Genomic DNA, 20,825 nt, shown 5'->3' on the forward strand with positions numbered 1-20,825 from the left:
GCGCCCCGCCGGACAGATCCAGCACCCACCCCTCCATTCCGCCCGGCTGGACCGGGCACCTCTTCTGCATCTCGCCCGGTTGATCCAGCGGCCACGCCCCCATTCCGTCCGGCTGATCCGAGTCCTGCTTCTGCTTCGTGCCCGACTGCCAACCGCGAGCGGAAGTCCGATCCTGCTTCGGCTTCCAACCCTCCGGCCGCGAGTGCTGGTCCAGGCGCGATCGAGAGAAGGGCGGCCCCTGCCCGCAAGCCGGACACCGAACCGGAAACGGATCCTCACCGGAGATCCGCGTCGGTTCGCCGTCGCGGGATCGTCGAGCTCCAGCTCCCGTTGTCCCTGTTGCACGAGTTGCACGCCGACATCTACGCCCAGGGCGGTTGGGCCGGTGTCATTGCCGACATCATGCGCCAATACGGCCAAGCCGCAGGGCAGGGCTCCCCGCCCAGCGCTCGAAACGGCCATGGCAGCGGAAGCGTCCACGGCGATGGTGATGGTGGCGGCGGGGGCGACAACGGCGGTAAGAGCGCGAGTGTCGTCACCCCGGCTGCCGAAGGCGGCGGCACCAGTGGTCTCGGCACTGCCCATTTCGCTGACGCCCAGTCCGCTGATTATGCAGTTCGCGGTGCTACGGCTCGCGGGGTTACGGATCATGGTGCTACAGCCCATGCTGCGCGGGATGCGGTCACCGGCGGCCAGACGGCTACTGGGGATGAGCGGCGGCGGTTCCCCACAGCCGGACTGCGGCGGCAGATCGAGATCCGCGACAGGGTCTGCTCCCATCCCGGATGCCGTGCACCTGCGACCCGGTCGGAGATGGACCACACCCGCCAATACGCGTATGGCGGCCCCACCAGCGAGCGCAACCTCGCCGCCGCGTGCGCGCACGACCACGACCTGCGTGACAACGGCTGGCAGGTCGTACAGACCAGCCCCGGGCATGTGACCTGGATCAGCCGGACCGGCCACGAGTATCCCGTGCAGCCGCCGCCGATCATCGAACCCATGCCCGAGCCGTTCGCCCCCAACGGCTGGACCGGCCCCAACGAGCGCGGAGCGGCCAACACCCACCCAGCGAGCGGGCCCGAGGGTGGCGGCCAGATCGGCAGGAAGATCGGCGGCGAGGTGGGCGGCGGAGGCCACAGGGAGATCGTGAGCGGGTTCGGAGGCGAAAGCGAAGCACACGGGCTTGCGATCAGCGGGTACGGCGCGGGCAGCATCACCGACCCGGCCAATGACGAAGTGCCGTTCCTGCCGACATGGAACGACGAACCCGCCTGGTGGGACGCACCCGTCAAACCCGTCCCCACATCGCACGACGCGTCCCCTGTAGCGTCCCCCAGCCCATTACCCGACCCACGACCCGGACCGGCACCCGGACCGGACGAGGACATCCCTCCCTTCTAGGGAAGGATCTTGCGGAGTTCAGCCATGCGAGATCGGCACGTCCAGACAGCCGCATTCTCCCGCCGCCTCGGACTCCACAACGATCTTGGCTACCGTAGTCCGGACGAGTACGGGGACGGTCTCCCGGTCTGACCACCCCAACAGGGTGTCCGACAGCAAGAAAGCAGTTCACCAACGTGGCAATGCGCGGGTTCCGTCGGAAATGGCCGAATAGCTGGGCGCGGCCGAGCAGCTCCGCTGATCGTGGGTCGCGAGATCTCAACGGAGGCCACTGCGTCGCCCACCGCCGAACAGAACCTCGTCGCCGCGCACGACCATGACCTGCGTGACAACGGCTCAGACGTCCTTCGTGGGAGAACCTCCACGGGTAGCCGCGTCGCTGTCGCACCCAGGCACGGCCCCCAGTGGAACCCACGGCTGGATCACGGCGGACACTGCCGCCTAGCTGTATTGACCCGCAGGGTTGTTGACACGGCTGATCGGTGGCCGGCCTCCGAGTGCGGTGTTCGGGAACGGGCGGCCACGCGGCCCACTCATCCCGATCCATCCCCACCAATCCAGACATCGGGAGACATCCAGAGACATGCAGTGAGATCCGGCGGCATCCCCATGCATCCAATGCATCCATACGACACCGGTACGGTGGATCTTCGCTCTTGATGATCTTAGAATGACAACCTAAGGTTGTCAGTCATGGAGCCATCTGAATTACTCTCGCGGGCGCGGTCACGATCGCTCGACCCTGCGGATCCCCTCGAGACCCTCGCGGCCGCGATCACGCTGAGCGCCGAGCTGAGCCGTGACACGGACGCCCTGCTCGATCTCGCCGTACGCGAGGCTCGAGAGGCCGGAGCCTCCTGGACGGTGATCGGAGAGCGCTTCGGCTTCTCGAAGCAGGCCGCCAGGAAGCGTTTCACCCCGCCCTTCGCTGGCCGCCATCTGGCGAACCGCCGCAAGAAGCGCGACGCGGCCTGCTCCTTCTGCCGTCAGACGCCCGGGCCACGCATTCAGATGGTGCACGGCGAGGCGGGCCGGATCTGCGGCGCCTGCGTGTCACTGGCCAGCGACATCGTGGCCGATCTCATCAAGCGCCGATAACCGGCGCCGAAAGTCGGCGCCGAAAGCCGGCGCAGACCCCGGAGCAAACCCCCGGCAGAACCTCAGATCCGCCCCCGGAGTCGAACCCCGATCCGCACTCCGGGGCCCGACTCCGAGAGCCGGTGACAAGAGACACGAGCAGCGGACACGGAGTCCGATCAGGTCACGGCCAGCCGCTGCTGATAGCGCTCGTCCCGCCACAGTTCCTTGTCGAGCACCTCGGCCAGAGTCGCGGCGGCGTCGTACACGTCGACGTAGCGCAGGTACAGCGGCGCGAAGCCGAACCTCATGATGTCCGGCTCCCGGTAGTCGCCGACGACTCCGCGGTCGATGAGCGCGCGAATCACCGGGTAGCCGTCGGCGTGCCGGTAGCTCACCTGGCTGCCACGCTGGGCCGGGTCACGCGGGGTGGCGAGGACCAGGTCGGGCCTGAGTTCGTCGACCAGGTCGATGAACAGCGTGGTCAGGGCCACGCTCTTGGCCCTGACCTGCGCCATGTCGACGGTGTCCCAGATGTCGAGCGAGGCGTTCAGCGCGCTGTAGGCGAGCACCGGCGGGCTGCCGGTGGCGAACCGCCGTACTCCGTCGGCGGGCCGGTAGTTCGGCTCGAAGGCGAACGGTGCGGCGTGCCCGTGCCACCCGGAGATGACGTTGTGCGCGGCGTCCTGGTGACGGTCGGCCACGTACAGGTACGCGGGGGCGCCGGGGCCTCCGTTGAGGTATTTGTACGTGCAGCCGATGGCGAAATCCACGTCGGCCGCACGCAGGTCGACGGCGACGGCGCCCGCGCTGTGGCAGAGGTCCCAGATCATGATGGCCCCGGCGGCGTGCACCTGGGCGGTCACCGCGTCCATGTCGCGAAGGGCGCCGGTCCGATAGTCCACGTGGCTGAGCAGGACCGCCGCCACGTCGTCGTCCAACGCCTCGTCGAGGGAGCCGATGTCCCTGATCTCGTACGCGCCCAGAGCCTTGGCGACCCCTTCGACGACGTACCGGTCCGTGGGGAAGTTCTCCAGGTCCGAGACGATCACCCGCCGTCCGGGGCGGAGCGGCAGCGCGGCGGCCATCACCTTGAAGATGTTCGTGGACGTGGAGTCCCCGGCGAGGACCTCCCCGGGGCCCGCGCCGATCAGCGGCGCCAGCCGGTCGCCGGTGGACTGCGGAAGATCCCACCAGCCCGCGGAGTTCCAGCTCGCGCCGAGGTCACGACCCCATTCGGTCTCCACGGTGTGCGCCACTTTGGCCGCCGTACGCCGCGGCAGCGCGCCCAGGGAATTGCCGAGCAGGTACGTGGTCCCGCTGGGCAGGGAGAACTCGTCCCGCAGGTCCCGCAGCGGATCCTCGGTGTCGAGGGCGTAACAGTCGGCACGGCTGATGGCCACGATCAGAACTCCTTCGTTTGGTCGTTGTTTCCTGAAATACCGCCAAATGGGCGGTTGCACACAACCAGCCGTCATCCGACCTCCGGGTAGCCGGGTCGCCACCTTCCCGTCACCACCCACAGAATGTCCGTCATGTGGCTCGTGTGGCGTATGTGGGGTCATGTCATCATGGCCGCCGTGCTGGCGGTCCCGGTCACGCTGCTCGCGGCCCACCTGCTGGCCCGCCGGAGAGCGGCCCGCGGCCATCCCCATCCCGCTCGTACGGCCTACGCGGACGTCCTCATGATCGCCGGAACGGCCCCCTGGCTGTGGATGATCCTCACCCCGGGACACAACACCGAGGGGATCAACCTCGTCCCCTTCCGTGACCTCGCCGCGGTCTTCCAGGCACCCGCCGAAACCGTGATCGTGCAGGTCGGGGGCAATCTCCTGGTGTTCGCGGCGCTCGGCGCGCTGCTTCCCGTCAGGTCCGCGCGGTTCGCCCGGCTCTGGACCGTGGCGCTCGTCGCCGCCGCCGCCTCGGCCACCGTCGAGGCCCTCCAGTACGGCCTGCACCTCGACCGGGTGTCATCGATCGACGACGTACTGCTCAACACGGCGGGAGCCGTCATCGCCGCGATCATGACGCAGCGTTGGCATGCGAGCCGGATAGCGGCCGGGAGCGTTCCACAGTAACGGACCGCGATAATCCCTCGAGATCGTCACATGGGCACGATCCACTCAAAATAAGCACGGGACCAACGTCATTCCCTGTGCGATCGTGGACAAGACGGGGCAAGTTCTCTGGAGACGCTAACCCCCCGTTGGTGACAGAGGGTGATCAAACGTGACGGAATCCTCCCCGGTGCACGAACTCCCGATCTACCGGCGCATCGCCGACAGGCTACGCGGCGAGATCCTGTCGGGTGAACTGCACGACGGAGATCGGCTACCGGGAGAGAACGCACTCATGGCCGAGTACGGCATCGCGCGGGCCACGGCCCGCCAGGCCCTCGCCGTGCTCATCAACGAGGGCCTGGCCGTGCCCCGGCGCGGCTCCGGCGTGTACGTACGGTTGTTTCGCCCGATCCGGAGGCATGGCTCCCGGCGGCTCTCCCGCGAGCAGTGGGGGCAGGGCCGCGCCATCTGGGACGCCGACGCCCGTGGCCGCGCCTACACGGTCGATCAGGTCCAGATCCAACGGGAACAGGCGAGCGAGGAGGTAGGACACATACTCGACAGCGACGAGGTGTGGGTGCGGCGCCGCCGCTATCTCGTGGACGACCGGCCCGTCCAGCTCGCCGCCTCGTACTTCCCGGCCGAGCTGGTCGAGGGTACGGCGGTCGTGCTCCCCGACACCGGCCCGGGCGGCGTGTACGCCCGGCTGGGCGATCTCGGCCACCCTCCGGCACACTTCACCGAGGAGGTCCGGGCCAGGATGCCCCACCCGCGCGAAGTAGAACTACTCGGCCTGCCCGCGGGCACGCCCGTCATCTCCATCGGCCGTACGGCCTACACGGCGGAGGGCCGTCCGGTCGAGCACAACGAGATGGTCCTCGACGCCGCCTCGTACGTCCTCCAGTACGACTTCGACGCATAGGTCAAGCAAGTGACGTTGACCTGACTGTCCCGATCATTGATTTCTCTAGAGATGTCCCGCACCTTGAGTGGGAGAGGTCAAGAAGCCGCCTCCGGCGCGAGCCGGAAGCGGCAGACCCCGGCCACGAGTGCGGAAGCCTCCGACCCGATCGGGGGCGGGGGCTTCCGCCTCCATGATCCCCCGTGGGGGCGTCGCCACTGGTGCCATCCCAACGGCGCCTCCACGGGCACCAACCAACCGTGCCACCGCCGGCGGCTGCTACTGCCGGTGGGAGGGCTGGCCGTTCTGCTCGTTCTGGACCCGGACCACGGTGACGTCCGTGGTGACGTCCGTGTCCTCGACGTGCTGCTGCGGGCCACCCTCCGCCTGGACCGCCACGTCCTCCACGATGACGCGGATGTCCTCGTCGTCCTCGACCGCGGGCTCGGCCGGGGCGAGTTCGAGCTGCTGGGCCTGCGGAGCCGGCGGCAGCACCGCCGCCTCGTCGATCAGCGCGCCCGACGCGCTCTCCCTGTGGAGCAGGTCGCCCAGGACCGACCCGATCTCGCCCAACCTGCGCATGACCTCGGTGTGAGTGTCCGTGAGATAGGCGACCCGGCGGCCGGTGTGCTCGTCCAGCGCGGCGACCCGCTGCTGGGCGGCGGTGAGCGTCGAGTGCGCCTCGGCACGGGCGTCTCCGACCAGCTTCTCCGCCTCGAGGCGGGCGACCGTGAGCTGCCTGTCGGCCTCGGCGCGGGCGGCGCGGAGGGTGTCCTCGGCCTCGGCGCGCGCCGTGCCCAGGGTCTCCTCGGCGTCGGAGCCCGCCTGTGCGAGCAGGCGCTCGGCGGCGCTGGTGGCGTCAGCGACGCGGCGCTCGGCCTCCTCCTGGGCGGCGGCCCTGATCGAGTCGGCCTGCTCACGCGCGGTCGTGACCATCCGGTCGGACTCGGCCGCGGCCTGGTCGACCAACCTGTGGGCCTCGGACTGGGACGCCTCCTTGTTGGCCGCCGCCTCCTCGTGCGCCAGCTTGAGGATCTGGCTCAGCCGCTCACCCAGCTCATCGGGGTTCTGCGGGGCCTCAGACAGCCTGCGGCGCGCTTCGGACAGCTCGTGACGGCCCTGCTCGGCCTGGTCGATCGTCCGAGCCAGCCGCTCCTCCAGGTCTCTGATCTGGTTCCGGGTCCTGATCATGTAGTCATGGACCTGCCGACGGCTGTATCCACGCATCACGACTTCGAAGGAGTCGTCGCTCAAGAGGTCGGGGAAGTTCTCGGTCTGATTCGTCATGACAAGCCCTGGGTTTGGAATTGAGGCGGTAACGCACGTCAGGACATGACTCTGGTGCCATCCGCCCTACCTCGCAACCCGAACGCCCGAGCTCCTGCCGAAAAGCGGCCCTCCGCGCCGGGCTCACGAGGGCGTTCGTGGAATCATGACGCCATGCCGTACATCGCTGCTCTGGACGACGACGCCACCCCCGACCTGCACCCCGAGTCCTGGGTCGCGCCCGGCGCGGTGATCGTCGGTCGCGTACGGCTCGGCCGCGGGTCGAGCGTCTGGTACGGCTCGGTCCTGCGCGGCGACGACGAGCGGATCGAGGTCGGCGCCGAATGCAACATCCAGGACCTGTGCTGCCTGCACGCCGATCCCGGCCAGCCCGCGCTCCTGGAGGACAGGGTGAGCCTCGGGCACAAGGCGATGGTGCACGGCGCCCACGTGGAGACGGGCGCGCTGGTCGGCATCGGGGCCGTCGTCCTCGGTGGCGCGCGGATCGGCGCGGGCACGCTGGTCGCCGCGGGTGCGGTGGTCACGCCGGGGGCGAGGATCCCCGCAGGAGTGCTGGTCGCGGGCGTGCCCGGCCGGGTGGTCCGTGAGCTGACCGACGCCGACCGCGCCTCGTTCGCCCGTACGCCTGACAACTACATGGCCAAGGCGCGCCGCCACGCCTCGGCCGCCCGGCTCACCTCGGGGTGACCGCGAACGCCTCGGTGATCAGCTGCGTGAACGTCTGCACGAACGTCTGGGCGAAGTTCCCCTCGAAGGTCCCGGTGAACGTGCCGGCCAGCGGCCGGTGGTCCGAGAGCTCCGGCTGGGTGTCGATCACTTCGGCGCCGGCGTTCCGGTAGGCCGACTGCGTCGCGAAGATGTAGTCGATCTTCCGGCCGCCCCTGGTCGTGGGGGTTCCCCCCCGGCTCAGGCGGTCCGCGGGTCCGGCGTCGACCTCCGTGTAGTTCCCCGTTCCCAGCCCCGATCCGTACAGCGGGGTCAGTTCGGCGTGCTCCGGCTTGCGGTTGAAGTCGCCGCCGAGGATGACCGGGGTGTCACCCGCCCAGTCGGTGATCTGCCCGGTGACCTGCTGCGGGGTCTCCAGGGCCGAGATGTGCGTCACGCAGCCGACGGCGTACTCCATGCCGACCAGGGAGCGCGCGCACAGCACTCCGCGCCGATGCAGGGACGCGGCGGGGTCACCGAACGGGTTGTCGACGACGAGTCGCCGCCGGAGCGGCGGGCCCACGACACCGTTCTTGAAGGCCAGCGCGATGCCGGCGGTCCTGCCGTTCGGCGCCGCGAGATCGTCGGTCATGTCACCCCAGATCCGGGGACACGTGGCCGATCTGCCGAGGCCGTACCAGACGAAGTCGTAGTCCGGGAGCTGCTGCCGCAGCAGGCCGACCTGGGCGTAGCACATCTCGGTGAAGGACGCCACGTCCACGTCCCTGCTCCTGATCAGTGAGGAGACCTGGGGGGCCCAGATCCTCCGCCGCTCCGGTGTGAGGTCCTCCGCGCAGGTGTTCCGCTTGTTGTTGCCTCCGCACAGATTGAAGGTGAGCACGTTCACTCGGTAGGTCAGCGTCGCGTCGGCGACCGCCGCCCCACCTGGGCCGACGAGCGGTGAGGCGAGCAGAACACCGGAGACCAGAACCCTCGCCATGCCGCAGCGGCTCGTACCGATCATCTCTCACTCTCCACAATCGCGTGATTACTTAGAGTAGCAAACGTGATCATACTAGCGAGACAGGGATAGATTGCGGCAAAAAGGACTTCTTATCCCACCCAGGCACCGGTGGTGAAATTTCCCACATTGATGGCCATGATCGGTGCGGCCACCGACAGGTACGCCATGAACACCCAGGGACGGCGCGATCCCACGATGCCGACCGAGAGATAAAGCGGCCACCACAGCAGCGACGCCCGGCCGACGGACATGTAGAACGACGACATCGCCAGCAGCGCCACCGCCTGGGGCGCGAGATAGGCGAAGTCAGCCCACCGGCGGCGGACCAGCCGCCAGACGATGAGCGCCACGAGCACACCCGCGGCCAGCATCTCCTCCTGGTACGACGTGCGCAGCGCGACCTCGTCGACCGACCTGTTCCAGGTGTTGAGCAGCACCGTCCAGGGCAGCTCGGGGAACCGTCCCCAGTACTGCGCCTCGGCCGCCTTCCACGCCATGAGGTCGCCCGTACGGTTCCAGAGATAGAGCATGTAGGCCAGCACCGGCAGGCCGGGCAGCGCGAGCCAGGCCACCTTGCGCCACTGCCTGCCGTTCTCCGCGACCAGGAACATGACGGCCAGGCCGAGGGCGAGGAAGAGCCCGGAGACCCGGATCGAGGACGCCAGCGCCGCGCAGACGGAGGCGGCGGCCCAGCGGCCCCGGCGCGCGAGCAGCCACGCGGGGATCGCCAGCGCGAGGAACGGCGCCTCGGAGTATCCCGCCAGCAGGAACACCGCGAACGGGCTGAGGAAGAACGCCAGGACCGTCCAGGTGCCCGTGCCCTCCCGGTAGGAGTCGCTCAGCCGGGACAGCGCCACCGCGACGACCGCGCTCGCCACGAGCGAGACCAGGACGATGGACAGGCTCCAGTCGGGGATCAGCCAGTGCAGGTCGCGCAGCAGCAGCGGCAGCCCGGGAAAGAACGCCACCAGCTTCGGCGCGTCCGTCATCTCCGGCGCGCCGTCGTAGCCGTACTGCGCGATGGCGATGAAGTTGTCCGCGTCCCAGGGCGTCAGCCGGTCGAGCAGGGGCGCCTCGGTACGGCCCGGCGCCGCGAGCACCATGTAGATGTACGTGGCGACGTGCCAGAAGAACCAGATCAGCAGGGCCGTCCGGTCGGCGGGCCGGCCGAGGAACCGGCGGAGCCCGCCGAACCGCGTCCCGCCCGGCACCGGGTCGGATTCCGGTACGGCTTCCGCCTGCTGAATGTCCGTCACGTTGACCAATGGAAGTACGTCGGGACCGTCCGTGCAAAGGGAATGGCGGACGGAAACCACGCAGCCCCTCGAAACCAAGGTCATTTACCCAGGTCATCCCGTTTTCCGGGCTGAAACTTTCACGCCGTCCCGTCGCCGGCGGGATCTACCATTGCCGGGTGCACTGGGACGGCTTCACGGCGATCGAGCGGGACGTCCGCGCCATGGTCGCCGATCCACGCTGGGGGGCGCTGCCCGTCCCCGCGCGGGCCCAGGCGATGGCGCGGCGGGCCCTGATGACCCCGGACGGCTCGTGCTGGTTGTTCGGCGCGCACGCCCGGTGGTACCGGCTGGACCGCGTGGACGGCCGGTGGCATCTGTCGGCGCCTCCGGTGTCACCGGCGGTTCGCTCGGCCGCCAGCCCGCCGCACACGGCGATGGGGATCCCCCATCTCCTCATCCCCGCCGGGCCCGACTTCGCGGTGGAGCGCGGCTCCACCCAGGCGTTCGTCGGGCCGGACGTGCCCGAGGGCGTCACCGAGCGGATCAGGGCCCTGGTGGTGGCGCACCGCCGGAGACACCGGGATGACTTCCCGCTGCCCGAGAGCTGCTTCCGCGACGTCTTCGCGGCGGACGTGCCCGGCACGGTGGCCGCCGTGTGGGGCACCATCATGTGGTGCGCGTACGCGCCCGCCTTCGACGGCAACGAGGTGCTGCTGTCGCTGTTCGGCGAATTCCTGGCCCGGCCGCTGCCCGGAGACGACTGGGTGCGATGGCTCCCGCCGGTCCCCCTGGACACCCTCGTGACGCTCTACACGGAGCGGATGCTCGCCCGGCCAGGCGAGGCCGGAGCGCTGCTGGCGGGGCGGATGGCCGGGCTCGTCACCGAGACCGCCACGGCGCTCCGCGCCGACCCCCGGTTCCGGCCCAGAGCCGACGCGCTCCTGGCCATGGCCGGTCCGGCCGCCGCCCGGCCGTGGCTGGACGAGCCCGCCGCGCGGGCCGGTGCCGTACGGCAGGCATGGCTGGCGCGGTGCCCTCCGCATCTGGTCATGGCGACCCTCGCCGAGACGTCCCCGGGCGAGCATTTCCGGCACACGTTCTACGACCTGGTCGAGGCGTTGGGCCACGTGGCCGCGACGGGGGCCGACCCGAGGGCGGTGGCCGCTTCTCTGCTCGCCGCCGACGTCGCGGTCGTGTCCCCGGGCGTGGTGGCCGCGCTCTATCCGTGGATGGACGACGAGATGCGCCGCTCGTTGTACGTGGCGCTCACCGATCCCGCCCATCCGCTGCGCGGCTGCTGGCCCGCCTCCGGCGAGTTGCCCGCCGCCCTGCTGCCCTCCGGGAGGGACGAGGCCGCCGCCCTGCTCGGAGCGGCGTACGCCACCGGGCTGGCGTGGTGCCGGCTGACGGGCACGGCCCCGCCGCCGCGGGGATTCCCGGTATCCTCGGCGGTCGTCGCGTGCCTCACGCACCAGCGGGACGACGCCGTTCCCGAGATCTCGGTGACCGATGAATTCGACGATCAGTCAGCGTCCGGGTGGCTCTTTCACAGGTGACGCTTTCTTCACCTGAATCCCAGGAAGACGCAATATCCTCTGCTTTTACCAAAGGGTGCGGGCGCCTTCCCGAAATTAACCGAATTGTGATCTCAGATTCTGGGAAATGGTTAGTGGTAGGGGGCGGACCAGCCCTCAGGAATGGTCCCGATGGGCCATGTCGGGGAAAGGCGGCCGGACGTAACCTCGTGATGGGTGTGGGCTGCAGAAGGAAGGACGACGCGGTGGGGCACGACGACCTGGACTCTCGGGTCCACGACCGTGTCGCGTTGGACGAGATCGCGCTCTATGCGGAGGTGCTGGAGGCCGTCAACTTCAGCGATGACCGACTGACCTTGGAAGAACTCGACAACGCGCTCGGATTGGGAACTTCGGCGAGCTGCTGAAGGCATTCACGAGAAACGGTCCCGGACTCCGGCAACGGGGTCCGGGATTGCTTTTCCGGGACTAGTCAACCAGCCCCCACCGCTCAGGAGCGTACGAGCCGGGCGATGGCCGCCGACGCTTCCTTGATCTTCTCGTCGGCCGCGGGACCGCCCTCGCTCACCGCGTGGGCGACGCAGTGCGCGATGTGGTCCTCAAGCAGCCCGAGAGCCACCGCCTGAAGCGCACGGGTCGCCGCCGACACCTGGGTGAGAACGTCGATGCAGTACGCGTCCTCGTCGACCATCCGATGCAGCCCTCGGATCTGCCCCTCGATCCGGCGCAGCCGCTTGAGATACGCCTGCTTGTCACCGCTGTACCCATGCATGACCTCACGTTACCCGTTTTGGGTATGAACGCCAGTCACTCCCGTGATCGCAGGCCGTACATGAGTTCCTGCCAGCGGGCGGCCACCACGCCGGCGGCGTGACCCGCGGCGGACTGGATCGCCCCGGCGGCCAGCGCCGTACGCCGGCGGTCGTCGTCCACCAGCCCGAGCAGGGCGGTGGCGTACGCCTCGACCTCGTCCCCGCCCTCGGGCACCAGCACGCTGTCGTGGCCGGGACGGACGAACTCCACCGGACCGCGCGCCCCGTCGAACCCGACGATCGGGACCCCGCAGCTCAGCGCCTCGACCACGCTCATGCCGGGCGCCTCGTGCCGGGACGGCACCGCGACGATGGACGCCTTGGCGAACTCGCCGGGAAGGTCGGACGTCGTGCCCATGAAGTAGACGTGGTTGTGCAGGTCGAGCTCGCGGACCAACGCGCGCAGCCGCTTCTCCTCCGGGCCCGTGCCGTACAGGCGAAGCCGCCAGTCGGGCCGCTTGTCCGCGACGACGGCGAAGGCGCGGATCAACCGGTTGTACGCCTTGACCGGCACGAGCCGGCCCCCGGCGCTGACGATGCGGTTGTCCATGCGGGACCTGGGCCACGGCCCGGCGGGCAACGCGTCCGGGATGGTGTGCACCGAGAGCTCGTCGTCGAGGAGGCGCGCCCAGTCCTCCCGCGCGCTCGTGGTACTCGTCACGACCGCGTCGAGGCGGGGATAGAAGCGGCGGACGGGACCGGGCACCGCGGGACGCGACCACTCCTTGGCGATCCGCACCACCTCGCGCGGCGCGTAGCGTGCCGACTGGACGCTGAGGCTCGGCCTGGCCGTGATCAGCACGTCCGTGCGCAGCCCGCGCAGCATGCGCCAGAGGGCGACCTCCGTGCGGACCTGGCCCGGCGGCAGCAGGTGGCGCACACCCGGTCGCGAGTCCACCAGCCAGCGCATGGAGATCCGCGGATCGACGGGGAAGAACGGCGTCTCCCTGGTCCGCTTGACGCTCACGATCTCGACCTCGTTGCGCGAGGCGAGCCCCGCCGCGAGGTTCAGCGTGGCCCGGACGTCACCGCGCATCCCGTACGCCGAGGGAAGCAGGAAGGAGATCTTCACGCGCCGACCTCCAGGCGCAGCTCGTCATCCGAGGTGAAGGTGGGGGTGACCGGGACGCCGTCGACCAGCACACGGGGGTAGTGCACCCGGCGGCGTTTGCCCTCGACGTCGTCGATCCTGGCGCCCAGCGGCAACCACCCGTCGATGCCGTCGACCTCCAGGGCCGGCTGCCAGACCCCCTCCTGGTCGGGCGCGGCCGCGAGAACGTCGCACAGCGAAAGCGCCGCGTGGAAGCGCACACCCTGGACCGTGGCGGCGACCGTCACGGTCGCGTCGGGGTCGCCGCAGCGCAACGTGAGCGTGGCCCCGCGGTGCCGGTCGTCGTCGTCGAGCCCCGTGTAGGCCAGCAGGCCGGTGACCTCGAAGCGTCCCTCGCGGAACCACACCGCCCGGACGTCGGCGACCGGCGCGGCTTCGTCGATCTTGACGGCGAGAAAGCCGTTGCGGGTCCGGTAGGCGCGGTAGGCCAGGGTGCGCCGTCCCAGCGCGTACGCGTCCAGCCGGTCGAGCGAGAAGCCGGGGTCGCTGCTGCGCATCCGCACCCGGGGACCGTCCTGCTGGAGATAGGCGTCCCAGCGTCCCGGCGTGAGCGACAACGGCGCGAGCGGCACCGCGAGCGTGGCCTCCTCGACGTCGCCCTCGGGTGCGTCGACGGCGTCAAGGGTGATCTGGCGTTCGGCTCCGGTGCCTCGATGCCGCAGGATCAGACGGGTTTCGCCGGAGAGCGGCTCCTCGACCGCCATTCGCACGGCGAGGACGTCGGCAAGGGTGACCTCGGCATCCGTAACGATCACGCCCACCGCTCAGCCCCCTCCCCGTTGATTGAGCCACCGTTGAGGTTACCGTGATTTTCCCGTTATGTGGATATGCGGAGAAAGACATTTGGGGTTAACGCCGGGATTACTGATACCCCTGCAGATCTGACCGATCAATTCCACAAATTGTGGATAAGATTGGAAAGTCGCGGATCGCCCTCCCCCTTCCTCCCTGGGAGGGCGATCCGTTACGACGCGTACCGTCAGCCGGCGACCGGCTCGCCCTTGACGGACTTGATCAGCAGCTGCGCGACGTCGACGACTTCCAGCGTCTCCTTGGCCTCGCCGCTGTTCTTCTTCTCGTTGATGGCGTCGCCCAGCATGACGAGGCAGAACGGGCACGCGGTGGAGACGGTGTCCGGATCGGTGGTCAGCGCCTCGTCCACCCGCTCGGTGTTGATGCGCTTGCCGATCCGCTCCTCCATCCACATGCGGGCGCCTCCGGCGCCGCAGCAGAAGCCGCGGTCCTTGCAGCGGTGCATCTCCTGCGCCTGGACGCCGGGCACCTTCGCCATGATGTCGCGGGGCTGCGCGTACACCTTGTTGTGGCGGCCGAGGAAGCACGGGTCGTGGTAGGTGATCTTCTCCTCGATCGGCGTGATCGGGGTGAGCCTGCCCTCCTCCACCAGGTGCGCCAGGAGCTGGGTGTGGTGCACGACCTCGTAGGTGCCACCCAGCTGCGGGTACTCGTTGGCGAGCGTGTTGAAGCAGTGCGGACAGGTCGCGACGATCTTCTTGACCCCGGCCTCGTTCAGCGTCTCGATGTTCTGCTGGGCGAGCATGTTGAACAGGAACTCCATGCCCAGGCGGCGGGCCGGGTCACCCGTACACGCCTCCATCGGGCCGAGCACACCGAACTTCACGCCCGCGATGTGCAGCAGCTCGGCGACCGCCTTGGTGGTCTTCTTGGCGCGGTCCTCCAGGGCTCCGGCGCAGCCGACCCAGAAGAGGTACTCGACGTCCTCGGGCATCTTCTCGTCGATGATCGGGACCTCGAAGTCGAGCTCCTCGATCCACTCGGCCCGCTTCATCTCGGACATGCCCCACGGGTTGCCCTTGTTCTCGAGGTTCTTGAGCATGACGCCCGCCTCGGACGGGAACGAGGACTCGATCATGACCTGGTAGCGGCGCATGTCGAGGATGTGGTCGATGTGCTCGATGTCGACCGGGCACTGCTCGACGCAGGCGCCGCAGTTGGTGCAGGACCACAGCACGTCCGGGTGGATGACGCCGTCCTCACCCACGAGGGGCTTGTCCAGCAGGGCGAGCACATCCTCCGGGTAGCCGGCCCTCGCCTCTTCACCCGCCAGCAGGTACGGCGCGATCTTGAAGGCGTGGTCGCGCTGGTCGATGATCAGCATCTTCGGCGACAGCGGCTTGTCGGTGTTCCAGGCGGGACACTGCGACTGGCAACGGCCGCACTCGGTGCAGGTGTAGAAGTCCAGGAAGCCCTTCCAGGAGGTGTCCTGGATCTTGCCGCGGCCGAAGACGTCGACCTCGGGGTCGGCCTCCTCGAAGTCCAGCACCTTGCCGCCGCTGCGCATCTCCTGCGCCGCGCCCAGGCCGTCCGGGCGACGGGAGAACATCACGTTCAGCGGCGCCGTGAAGATGTGCAGGTGCTTGGAGTTCACCACGATGATCAGGAACACCAGCATGACGCCGATGTGCAGCAGGAGGCCGATCTCCTCCAGCAACTCGCTGGTCGGCAGGATCTTCGCGGTCAGCTCCGAGGCGAACGCGCCGGAGGCGTACGGGAAGTTCCCCGTGTTGATCGCCGCGCCGCGGAAGAGGAACATCGTCCAGATCACGTTGAAGATCATGAAGAGGACGAGCCAGGCGCCGCCCAGGTGCGAGCCGGAGAACCGGGAACCGCGCCCGAGCTTCTTCGGCGAGTTCTTGATCCGGATGACGGTGAACGCGACCAAACCGATCAGCGCCGCGACCGCGATGAAGTCCTGCAGGAAACCGAGGACCGCCCACGTCCCGATGAGCGGAATGTGGAAGTCCGGCGTGCCAGTGATCATCCCCTGGATGAGCGCGCCGTACGCCTCGAGGTAGACCGTCGCCAGGATGAAGAACGCCCACATCACGAAGAAGTGCGCGGTGCCCGACGGCGTCCACTTGAGCAGCTTCTTCTGCCCGAAGACCTCGACCAGCTGGGCCTTGATCTCCGCGCCGACGTTATCCTTGGCGTACTCGATCCGTTCGGGCGCGGGCTGGCCGCTGGTGGCGAGCCTGTAGAGGAACGCCACGCGACGGCCCGCGAAGGCGAGCGCCACGCCCGTCATGACGAGCCCGATGATCGCAACCCAGAGCACGGGTCCTCCCTTAGCAAAGTTGGCTGCCGGCGTACGACCGCAGGTCATCCACAATTACGCCGAGGCCGCACCGAATCCTACCCACGGGTAACTTGTCGGGCAAAAGTCCGGCACGTCCAGCCTCGATAGTAGAAGAAAGCTCTAGATCGATGTCAGCCGGGCTACGCGGAGAGATAACGCTGCAGCGTAGGGGCGAGGATCTCGACGAGTTCCTCCGTGTCCGCCGAGGCGAGCGGTTCCAGTTTGACGATGTAGCGCATCATCAATACTCCGAACATCTGGGCGAAGGCTACCTCCATCCTGATGGGTGGGATGCACAGTGCCTCCGCCACCCGGGTGAGGATCGCCTCGGTGATGAACTCGCGCAACATGTCGACCGCCTGCTCGTTCACCATCGCGGTGCGCAGCAGCGCCACGATCGGCTCACGGGCCTCGGGCGTCGAGATCATGGTCAACAGGAAGCGGACCAGCCGCTCGCCGATCTGCTCGGGCGGACCGCCGAGGATCGTCGGCAGCACGGCCGCCGGATTGACCGGGAACTGCATCGCCGCGACGAAGACGCCCTCCTTCGACGCGAAGTAATGGTGCACGAGGGCCGGATCGACCCCCGCCTCGGCCGCGATCCCACGGACGGTCGCCTTGTCGTACCCCTTCTCCGCGAAGATCTTCCGCGCGGCGGCGAGCACCGCCCCGCGAGTGTCGGCCGTCCCCGGCCTGCGGCCGGGCCGCCTCTTCGGCGTCGCCCGCTCCGTCACCGGCGGCCCGAGGGGGCCAGATGCAGCCGCGCGAAGGCCAGCGCCTCGGCGAGATCGTCGATCCGCTCGCTCCGGCTGGCCGCCCTGCGGGTGTTGATCTCCAGCACGACCAGGCCGCCGTATCCGTTGCCCGCCAGACGCTCCAGCATCTGGGCGCACGGCTGGTTGCCCCGTCCGGGCACCAGATGCTCGTCCTTGTTGGTGGTGCCGACGCCGTCGGCGAGGTGCAGGTGGGCGAGCCGGTCGCCGAGCTTGGCCGCCATCTCCATCGCGTCCGATCCCGACACCGCCGTGTGCGACAGATCCAGCGTCACATCCGGGAAGTCGTAGTCGATCGGGTTCCACCCCGGCGCGTACGGCACGACCTCGCTGCCCCGGGCCCGCAGCGGGAACATGTTCTCCACCGCGAAGACGACGTCGGTCTCGTCGCGCATCCGGGCGAGACCGACCTCGAAGTCCCGCGCGTAGTCTCGCTGCCAGCGGAAGGGCGGGTGGACCACCACGGTCTGCGCTCCCAGGCGCTCGGCCGCGCGCCGCGCGCGCTGCAGCTTGAGCCACGGGTCGCGCCCCCACACCCGCTGGGTGACGAGTAGGCACGGCGCGTGCACGGCCAGGATCGGCATCTGGTAGTGATCCACCAGCCGCTCCAGGACCTCGACGTCCTGGCTGACCGGATCCTGCCCGACCATGATCTCCACACCGTCGTATCCCAGGCGCTGCGCCAGTTCGAAGGCGTCTGGCGTCCGCTCGGGGTACACCGACGCCGTTGACAACGCGATCTTCGCGTTGGGGACACGGATGGCACTCACGGATCCAGCCTAAGCCGGGCGGAGACCGCGTGCCGCGACGCCACAATGATGCAGCGAAGATCACAACCTATCGTTGACGCATGGCGCACATCCTGACCGGGGCCATTCCCAGCCCGAACATCTGGAACTCCCCGCAGACATACGAGCTGGAGAACCGGGCGGTCGACCCCGACGGCGTCGTCGACGCGGCCATGCGCGCGATCCGCCCGTGGGACGGCGCGACCGTGCTCGACATCGGCTGCGGCACCGGTTTCCACCTGCCCTCGCTCGCCGCGACGGCGGCCCGCGTGGTCGGGGTGGAGCCGCACGCCGGCCTCGCGTCCCGCGCCACCTCCCGCTGCGCCTCCCTCCCCAACGTCCGGGTCCGTACGGCCACCGCCCAGGCGCTCCCGGTGCCCGATTCGTCGGTGGACGTGGCCATCGCCCGCTGGGCGTACTTCTTCGGCCCCGGATGCGAGCCGGGGCTGCGGGAGCTGTCGCGGGTCATGCGCCGCGGCGGCGCGGCCTTCGTCGTGGACCTGGACGCCGCGAGGGGCGCGTTCGGGCGCTGGTTCAGCCGATCGATCCCGTCGTACTCCGCGAAGGACGTCGAGGCGTTCTGGTCCCGGCAGGGCTGGCAGCGCCGCGAACTCGACCTGCGGATGGTCTTCGCCACCAGAGCCGATCTGGAGAGCGTGCTCCGCATCGAGTTCACGCCCGCGGTGGCCGAGGCGGCCGCCGAGGAGACCGAGGGCCTGGAGCTCGACTACCCCAACGTCCTGCGCTGGCGGCATTTCTAGCGCCGGAGACGCCTTGACATTGACGTTGGCGTCAAGGCTTACCGTCGGGGTTCTGGGAGGGCCGATGCGGATCGGAGAGCTGGCTCGGCGCGCGGGCGTGAGCACCCGCGCTCTGCGCTACTACGAACAACAGGGGCTGATCGAGGCACGCCGCTCCGCGAACGGATACCGGGAGTACGACGAGGCCGACCTGCGGCTGGTCATGGAGATCCGTTCGCTCATGGCGGTGGGGTTCACCCTCGAGGACGCCCGGCCGTTCGTGGACTGCCTGCGCTCCGGACAACCTTCGGGGCACGCCTGCGCGGACTCCGTCGCGGTCTACCGGCGCAAGCTGGCCGAGATCGACGCGGACATCCGCTCGCTGATCGCCCGCAGGTCCGAGGTGGCCGCCCAGCTCGCACTGGCCTGCCCGGGCTGCGTGCTTTCCACAGGAGGAGAACCATGATCACCCTGACTGCCGAGACGTTCGACGAGCAGGTGCTGCGGAGCGACAAACCCGTCCTGGTGGACTTCTGGGCGGAGTGGTGCCCCCCGTGCCGGATGCTCGCGCCGATCCTGGAGGAGATCGCCTCCGAGTACGGCGACCGCCTCACCGTGGCCAAGCTCAACGCCGACGACCACCCCGAGATCGCCCAGCGGTACGGCATCCTCGGCTTCCCGACGCTGAACCTCTACCGCGACGGCGAGATCGTGCGGCAGATCCGCGGCGCGAAGCCCAAGCGCATGCTGCTGGCCGACCTCGCCGGGCACATCTGACCGTTCCCGCGTCCCCTCGTCCGTGCCTGATTGTCGGCGAGTGCCGATAGCGTGCCCCCGTGGCGACGAAGCAGAGGGTGTCCTACCGGTGCGGCGAGTGCGGGTGGACCACCGCCAAGTGGGTGGGGCGCTGTGGCGAGTGCCAGGCGTGGGGCACGGTCGAGGAGGCCGGCGCCCGGCAGGGCGTCAACGTGGTCAAGCCGGGCGCCGTGTCCGCGCCGGCGGTTCCGATCGGCGAGGTCAAGGCCGAGGTCGCACACGCCCGCCCCACCGGCGTCGGCGAGCTCGACCGGGTTCTGGGCGGTGGTCTGGTGCCCGGCGCTGTCGTCCTGCTCGCCGGTGAGCCGGGCATCGGCAAGTCCACGCTCCTGCTCGAGGCCGCGGCCCGCACCGCCGGCCACGAGACCGTCCTCTACGTCACCGGTGAGGAGTCGGCCGCCCAGGTGCGGATGCGCGCCGACCGCATCGGCGCGATCGAGCCCCGGCTCTACCTCGCCGCGGAGACGGACCTGTCGGCCCTGGTCGCGCATGTCGAGAAGGTCCAACCGCGGTTCCTCATCGTGGACTCGGTGCAGACCATCGGCTCCGCCGAGGCCACCGGCGTGCCCGGCGGCGTCACCCAGGTGCGCGAGGTCGCGGGCAACCTCGTCCGGCTGGCCAAGGAGCGCGGCATGTCGACGGTGCTCGTCGGCCACGTGACCAAGGACGGCACGATCGCCGGACCCCGCGTCCTCGAGCACCTCGTCGACGTGGTGCTCCACTTCGAGGGCGACCGCAACTCCCGGCTCCGCATGGTCCGCGCGGTGAAGAACAGGTTCGGCCCCATCGAGGAGGTCGGCTGCTTCGACCTCAACGAGCGCGGCATCACCGGGATCACCGATCCCAGCGGGCTGTTCCTCTCCCGGCACACCGAGCCGGTGCCGGGCACCTGCGTCACGGTCACCATCGAGGGCACCCGCCCGATCCCCGCCGAGGTGCAGGCCCTGGTCGGGCCGACCGAGGCGCCGCAGCCGAGGCGGACCTCCTCCGGCCTCGACTCCTATCGCGTGGCCATGGTGCTCGCGGTGATGGAGCGGCGACTGCAGGCCAAGATCGGCAAATGTGACGTGTTCACCGCGACCGTGGGCGGCATCCGGCTCACCGACCCCGCGGTCGACCTGGCCCTGATGCTCTCCGTGGTCAGCGCGGCCGCCGACCAGGCGCTGCCGCCCGGCCTGGTCGTGCTGGGCGAGGTCGGCCTCGCCGGCGAGCTTCGCCCGGTCCGCGACGTACGACGCCGTCTCGCCGAGGCCGCCAGGCTGGGATTCACCCGGGCGCTGGTGCCCAAGGGATCTCTCGAGGAGGGTGCCCCCAAGCTGGAGCCCGTGCCGTCCCGGGGGCATCTGGTCGCGGTCCGCGAGCCCATGCTGCGCACCACGAGCTTCGCCCCCGGCTTCGAGGTCACCGAGGCGGAGTTCGTCTGGGAGGCTCTGTCGCATGTCCGGTGACAGCGGGCACCCGCCGGTAAACTGAGCGAGGTAATGCGTCCGACCGCGGGG

Annotated in this window: 21 protein-coding genes; 11 read left to right on the forward strand and 10 right to left on the reverse strand. The window is 69.3% G+C overall.

The window, feature by feature from the left end; all coding sequences use genetic code 11:
* Positions 1 to 402: 402 nt before the first annotated feature.
* Together IMZ11_RS23270 and IMZ11_RS23275 are read left to right on the forward strand one after the other, a co-directional pair.
* A complete protein-coding gene (locus IMZ11_RS23270) occupies positions 403 to 1,404 on the forward strand; it encodes an HNH endonuclease signature motif containing protein (protein WP_228644534.1) in 1,002 nt (333 codons plus the stop codon).
* Between the two features lie 693 nt (positions 1,405 to 2,097).
* Positions 2,098 to 2,502 carry a ClpX C4-type zinc finger protein gene (locus IMZ11_RS23275; RefSeq protein WP_061261362.1) on the forward strand — a complete coding sequence of 135 codons (405 nt, stop codon included), beginning with the start codon at positions 2,098 to 2,100 and terminating at the stop codon, positions 2,500 to 2,502.
* Positions 2,503 to 2,660: 158 nt separating this feature from the next.
* Here IMZ11_RS23275 and kynU read toward each other — a convergent pair whose 3' ends face one another.
* Entirely contained in the window at positions 2,661 to 3,887 is a 1,227-nt protein-coding gene (gene kynU, locus IMZ11_RS23280; RefSeq protein ID WP_228644535.1) for a kynureninase, read from the reverse strand.
* A 129-nt stretch (positions 3,888 to 4,016) separates the two neighbouring features.
* On the opposite strand from kynU, the gene IMZ11_RS23285 reads away from it, so the two are divergent.
* A complete protein-coding gene (locus tag IMZ11_RS23285) occupies positions 4,017 to 4,559 on the forward strand; it encodes a VanZ family protein (RefSeq protein WP_228644473.1) in 543 nt (180 codons plus the stop codon).
* A 151-nt stretch (positions 4,560 to 4,710) separates the two neighbouring features.
* Positions 4,711 to 5,463 carry a GntR family transcriptional regulator gene (locus IMZ11_RS23290; RefSeq protein ID WP_228644474.1) on the forward strand — a complete coding sequence of 251 codons (753 nt, stop codon included), beginning with the start codon at positions 4,711 to 4,713 and terminating at the stop codon, positions 5,461 to 5,463.
* 258 nt (positions 5,464 to 5,721) lie between these two features.
* On the opposite strand, the gene IMZ11_RS23295 is transcribed toward IMZ11_RS23290, so the two are convergent.
* Positions 5,722 to 6,729 (reverse strand): DivIVA domain-containing protein, encoded by a 1,008-nt coding sequence (locus tag IMZ11_RS23295; RefSeq protein WP_228644475.1) that lies wholly within the window; start codon positions 6,727 to 6,729, stop codon positions 5,722 to 5,724.
* Between the two features lie 153 nt (positions 6,730 to 6,882).
* Here IMZ11_RS23295 and IMZ11_RS23300 point away from each other — a divergent pair, with 153 nt between their 5' ends.
* Positions 6,883 to 7,416: a gamma carbonic anhydrase family protein gene (locus IMZ11_RS23300; protein WP_228644476.1), complete on the forward strand. Its 534-nt coding sequence runs from the start codon at positions 6,883 to 6,885 to the stop codon at positions 7,414 to 7,416.
* Here IMZ11_RS23300 and IMZ11_RS23305 read toward each other — a convergent pair.
* Both IMZ11_RS23305 and IMZ11_RS23310 read right to left on the reverse strand, forming a co-directional pair.
* Entirely contained in the window at positions 7,403 to 8,398 is a 996-nt protein-coding gene (locus IMZ11_RS23305) for an endonuclease/exonuclease/phosphatase family protein (RefSeq protein WP_228644477.1), read from the reverse strand. The two genes, IMZ11_RS23300 and IMZ11_RS23305, sit on opposite strands and share 14 nt — an antisense overlap.
* 89 nt (positions 8,399 to 8,487) lie before the next feature.
* Positions 8,488 to 9,654, reverse strand: a complete 1,167-nt coding sequence (locus tag IMZ11_RS23310; protein WP_228644478.1) for a mannosyltransferase family protein — start codon at positions 9,652 to 9,654, stop codon at positions 8,488 to 8,490.
* Positions 9,655 to 9,812: 158 nt separating this feature from the next.
* On the opposite strand from IMZ11_RS23310, the gene IMZ11_RS23315 reads away from it, so the two are divergent.
* Together IMZ11_RS23315 and IMZ11_RS23320 are read left to right on the forward strand one after the other, a co-directional pair.
* Positions 9,813 to 11,192, forward strand: a complete 1,380-nt coding sequence (locus IMZ11_RS23315) for a hypothetical protein (protein ID WP_228644479.1) — start codon at positions 9,813 to 9,815, stop codon at positions 11,190 to 11,192.
* Between the two features lie 224 nt (positions 11,193 to 11,416).
* Positions 11,417 to 11,578 (forward strand): hypothetical protein, encoded by a 162-nt coding sequence (locus IMZ11_RS23320; RefSeq protein ID WP_228644480.1) that lies wholly within the window; start codon positions 11,417 to 11,419, stop codon positions 11,576 to 11,578.
* 83 nt (positions 11,579 to 11,661) lie between these two features.
* On the opposite strand, the gene IMZ11_RS23325 is transcribed toward IMZ11_RS23320, so the two are convergent.
* The 6 genes from IMZ11_RS23325 to IMZ11_RS23350 all read right to left on the reverse strand — a co-directional run bounded on the left by IMZ11_RS23325 (position 11,662) and on the right by IMZ11_RS23350 (position 17,752).
* On the reverse strand, positions 11,662 to 11,943 hold the full coding sequence (locus IMZ11_RS23325; protein ID WP_061261370.1) for a metal-sensitive transcriptional regulator: 282 nt from the start codon (positions 11,941 to 11,943) through the stop codon (positions 11,662 to 11,664).
* A gap of 35 nt (positions 11,944 to 11,978) precedes the next feature.
* Positions 11,979 to 13,055, reverse strand: coding sequence for a glycosyltransferase (locus IMZ11_RS23330; RefSeq protein WP_228644481.1), 1,077 nt, complete (start codon positions 13,053 to 13,055; stop codon positions 11,979 to 11,981).
* Positions 13,052 to 13,849 carry a hypothetical protein gene (locus IMZ11_RS23335; protein ID WP_228644482.1) on the reverse strand — a complete coding sequence of 266 codons (798 nt, stop codon included), beginning with the start codon at positions 13,847 to 13,849 and terminating at the stop codon, positions 13,052 to 13,054. The genes IMZ11_RS23330 and IMZ11_RS23335 overlap by 4 nt, the downstream gene beginning before the upstream one ends.
* A 224-nt stretch (positions 13,850 to 14,073) precedes the next feature.
* Positions 14,074 to 16,188: a (Fe-S)-binding protein gene (locus tag IMZ11_RS23340; RefSeq protein WP_228644483.1), complete on the reverse strand. Its 2,115-nt coding sequence runs from the start codon at positions 16,186 to 16,188 to the stop codon at positions 14,074 to 14,076.
* A gap of 161 nt (positions 16,189 to 16,349) precedes the next feature.
* A complete protein-coding gene (locus tag IMZ11_RS46280) occupies positions 16,350 to 16,943 on the reverse strand; it encodes a TetR family transcriptional regulator (RefSeq protein WP_228644484.1) in 594 nt (197 codons plus the stop codon).
* Positions 16,940 to 17,752, reverse strand: a complete 813-nt coding sequence (locus IMZ11_RS23350; RefSeq protein ID WP_061261375.1) for a sugar phosphate isomerase/epimerase — start codon at positions 17,750 to 17,752, stop codon at positions 16,940 to 16,942. Before IMZ11_RS23350 ends, IMZ11_RS46280 begins: the two co-directional genes overlap by 4 nt.
* 80 nt (positions 17,753 to 17,832) lie before the next feature.
* Between IMZ11_RS23350 and IMZ11_RS23355 the strand changes: the two genes are divergently transcribed.
* From IMZ11_RS23355 to radA, 4 genes are all read left to right on the forward strand, one after another.
* A complete protein-coding gene (locus IMZ11_RS23355; protein WP_228644485.1) occupies positions 17,833 to 18,531 on the forward strand; it encodes a class I SAM-dependent methyltransferase in 699 nt (232 codons plus the stop codon).
* A gap of 64 nt (positions 18,532 to 18,595) precedes the next feature.
* Positions 18,596 to 18,976: a MerR family transcriptional regulator gene (locus IMZ11_RS23360; RefSeq protein WP_061261377.1), complete on the forward strand. Its 381-nt coding sequence runs from the start codon at positions 18,596 to 18,598 to the stop codon at positions 18,974 to 18,976.
* On the forward strand, positions 18,973 to 19,287 hold the full coding sequence (gene trxA / locus IMZ11_RS23365) for a thioredoxin (protein WP_061261378.1): 315 nt from the start codon (positions 18,973 to 18,975) through the stop codon (positions 19,285 to 19,287). The genes IMZ11_RS23360 and trxA overlap by 4 nt, the downstream gene beginning before the upstream one ends.
* Positions 19,288 to 19,346: 59 nt before the next feature.
* Complete coding sequence (gene radA / locus IMZ11_RS23370) at positions 19,347 to 20,774, forward strand: DNA repair protein RadA (RefSeq protein ID WP_228644486.1); 1,428 nt, start codon at positions 19,347 to 19,349, stop codon at positions 20,772 to 20,774.
* Positions 20,775 to 20,825 lie beyond the last annotated feature (51 nt).

The sequence above is a fragment of the Microtetraspora sp. AC03309 genome, assembly GCF_020826795.1.
GTDB lineage: Bacteria > Actinomycetota > Actinomycetes > Streptosporangiales > Streptosporangiaceae > Microtetraspora > Microtetraspora glauca.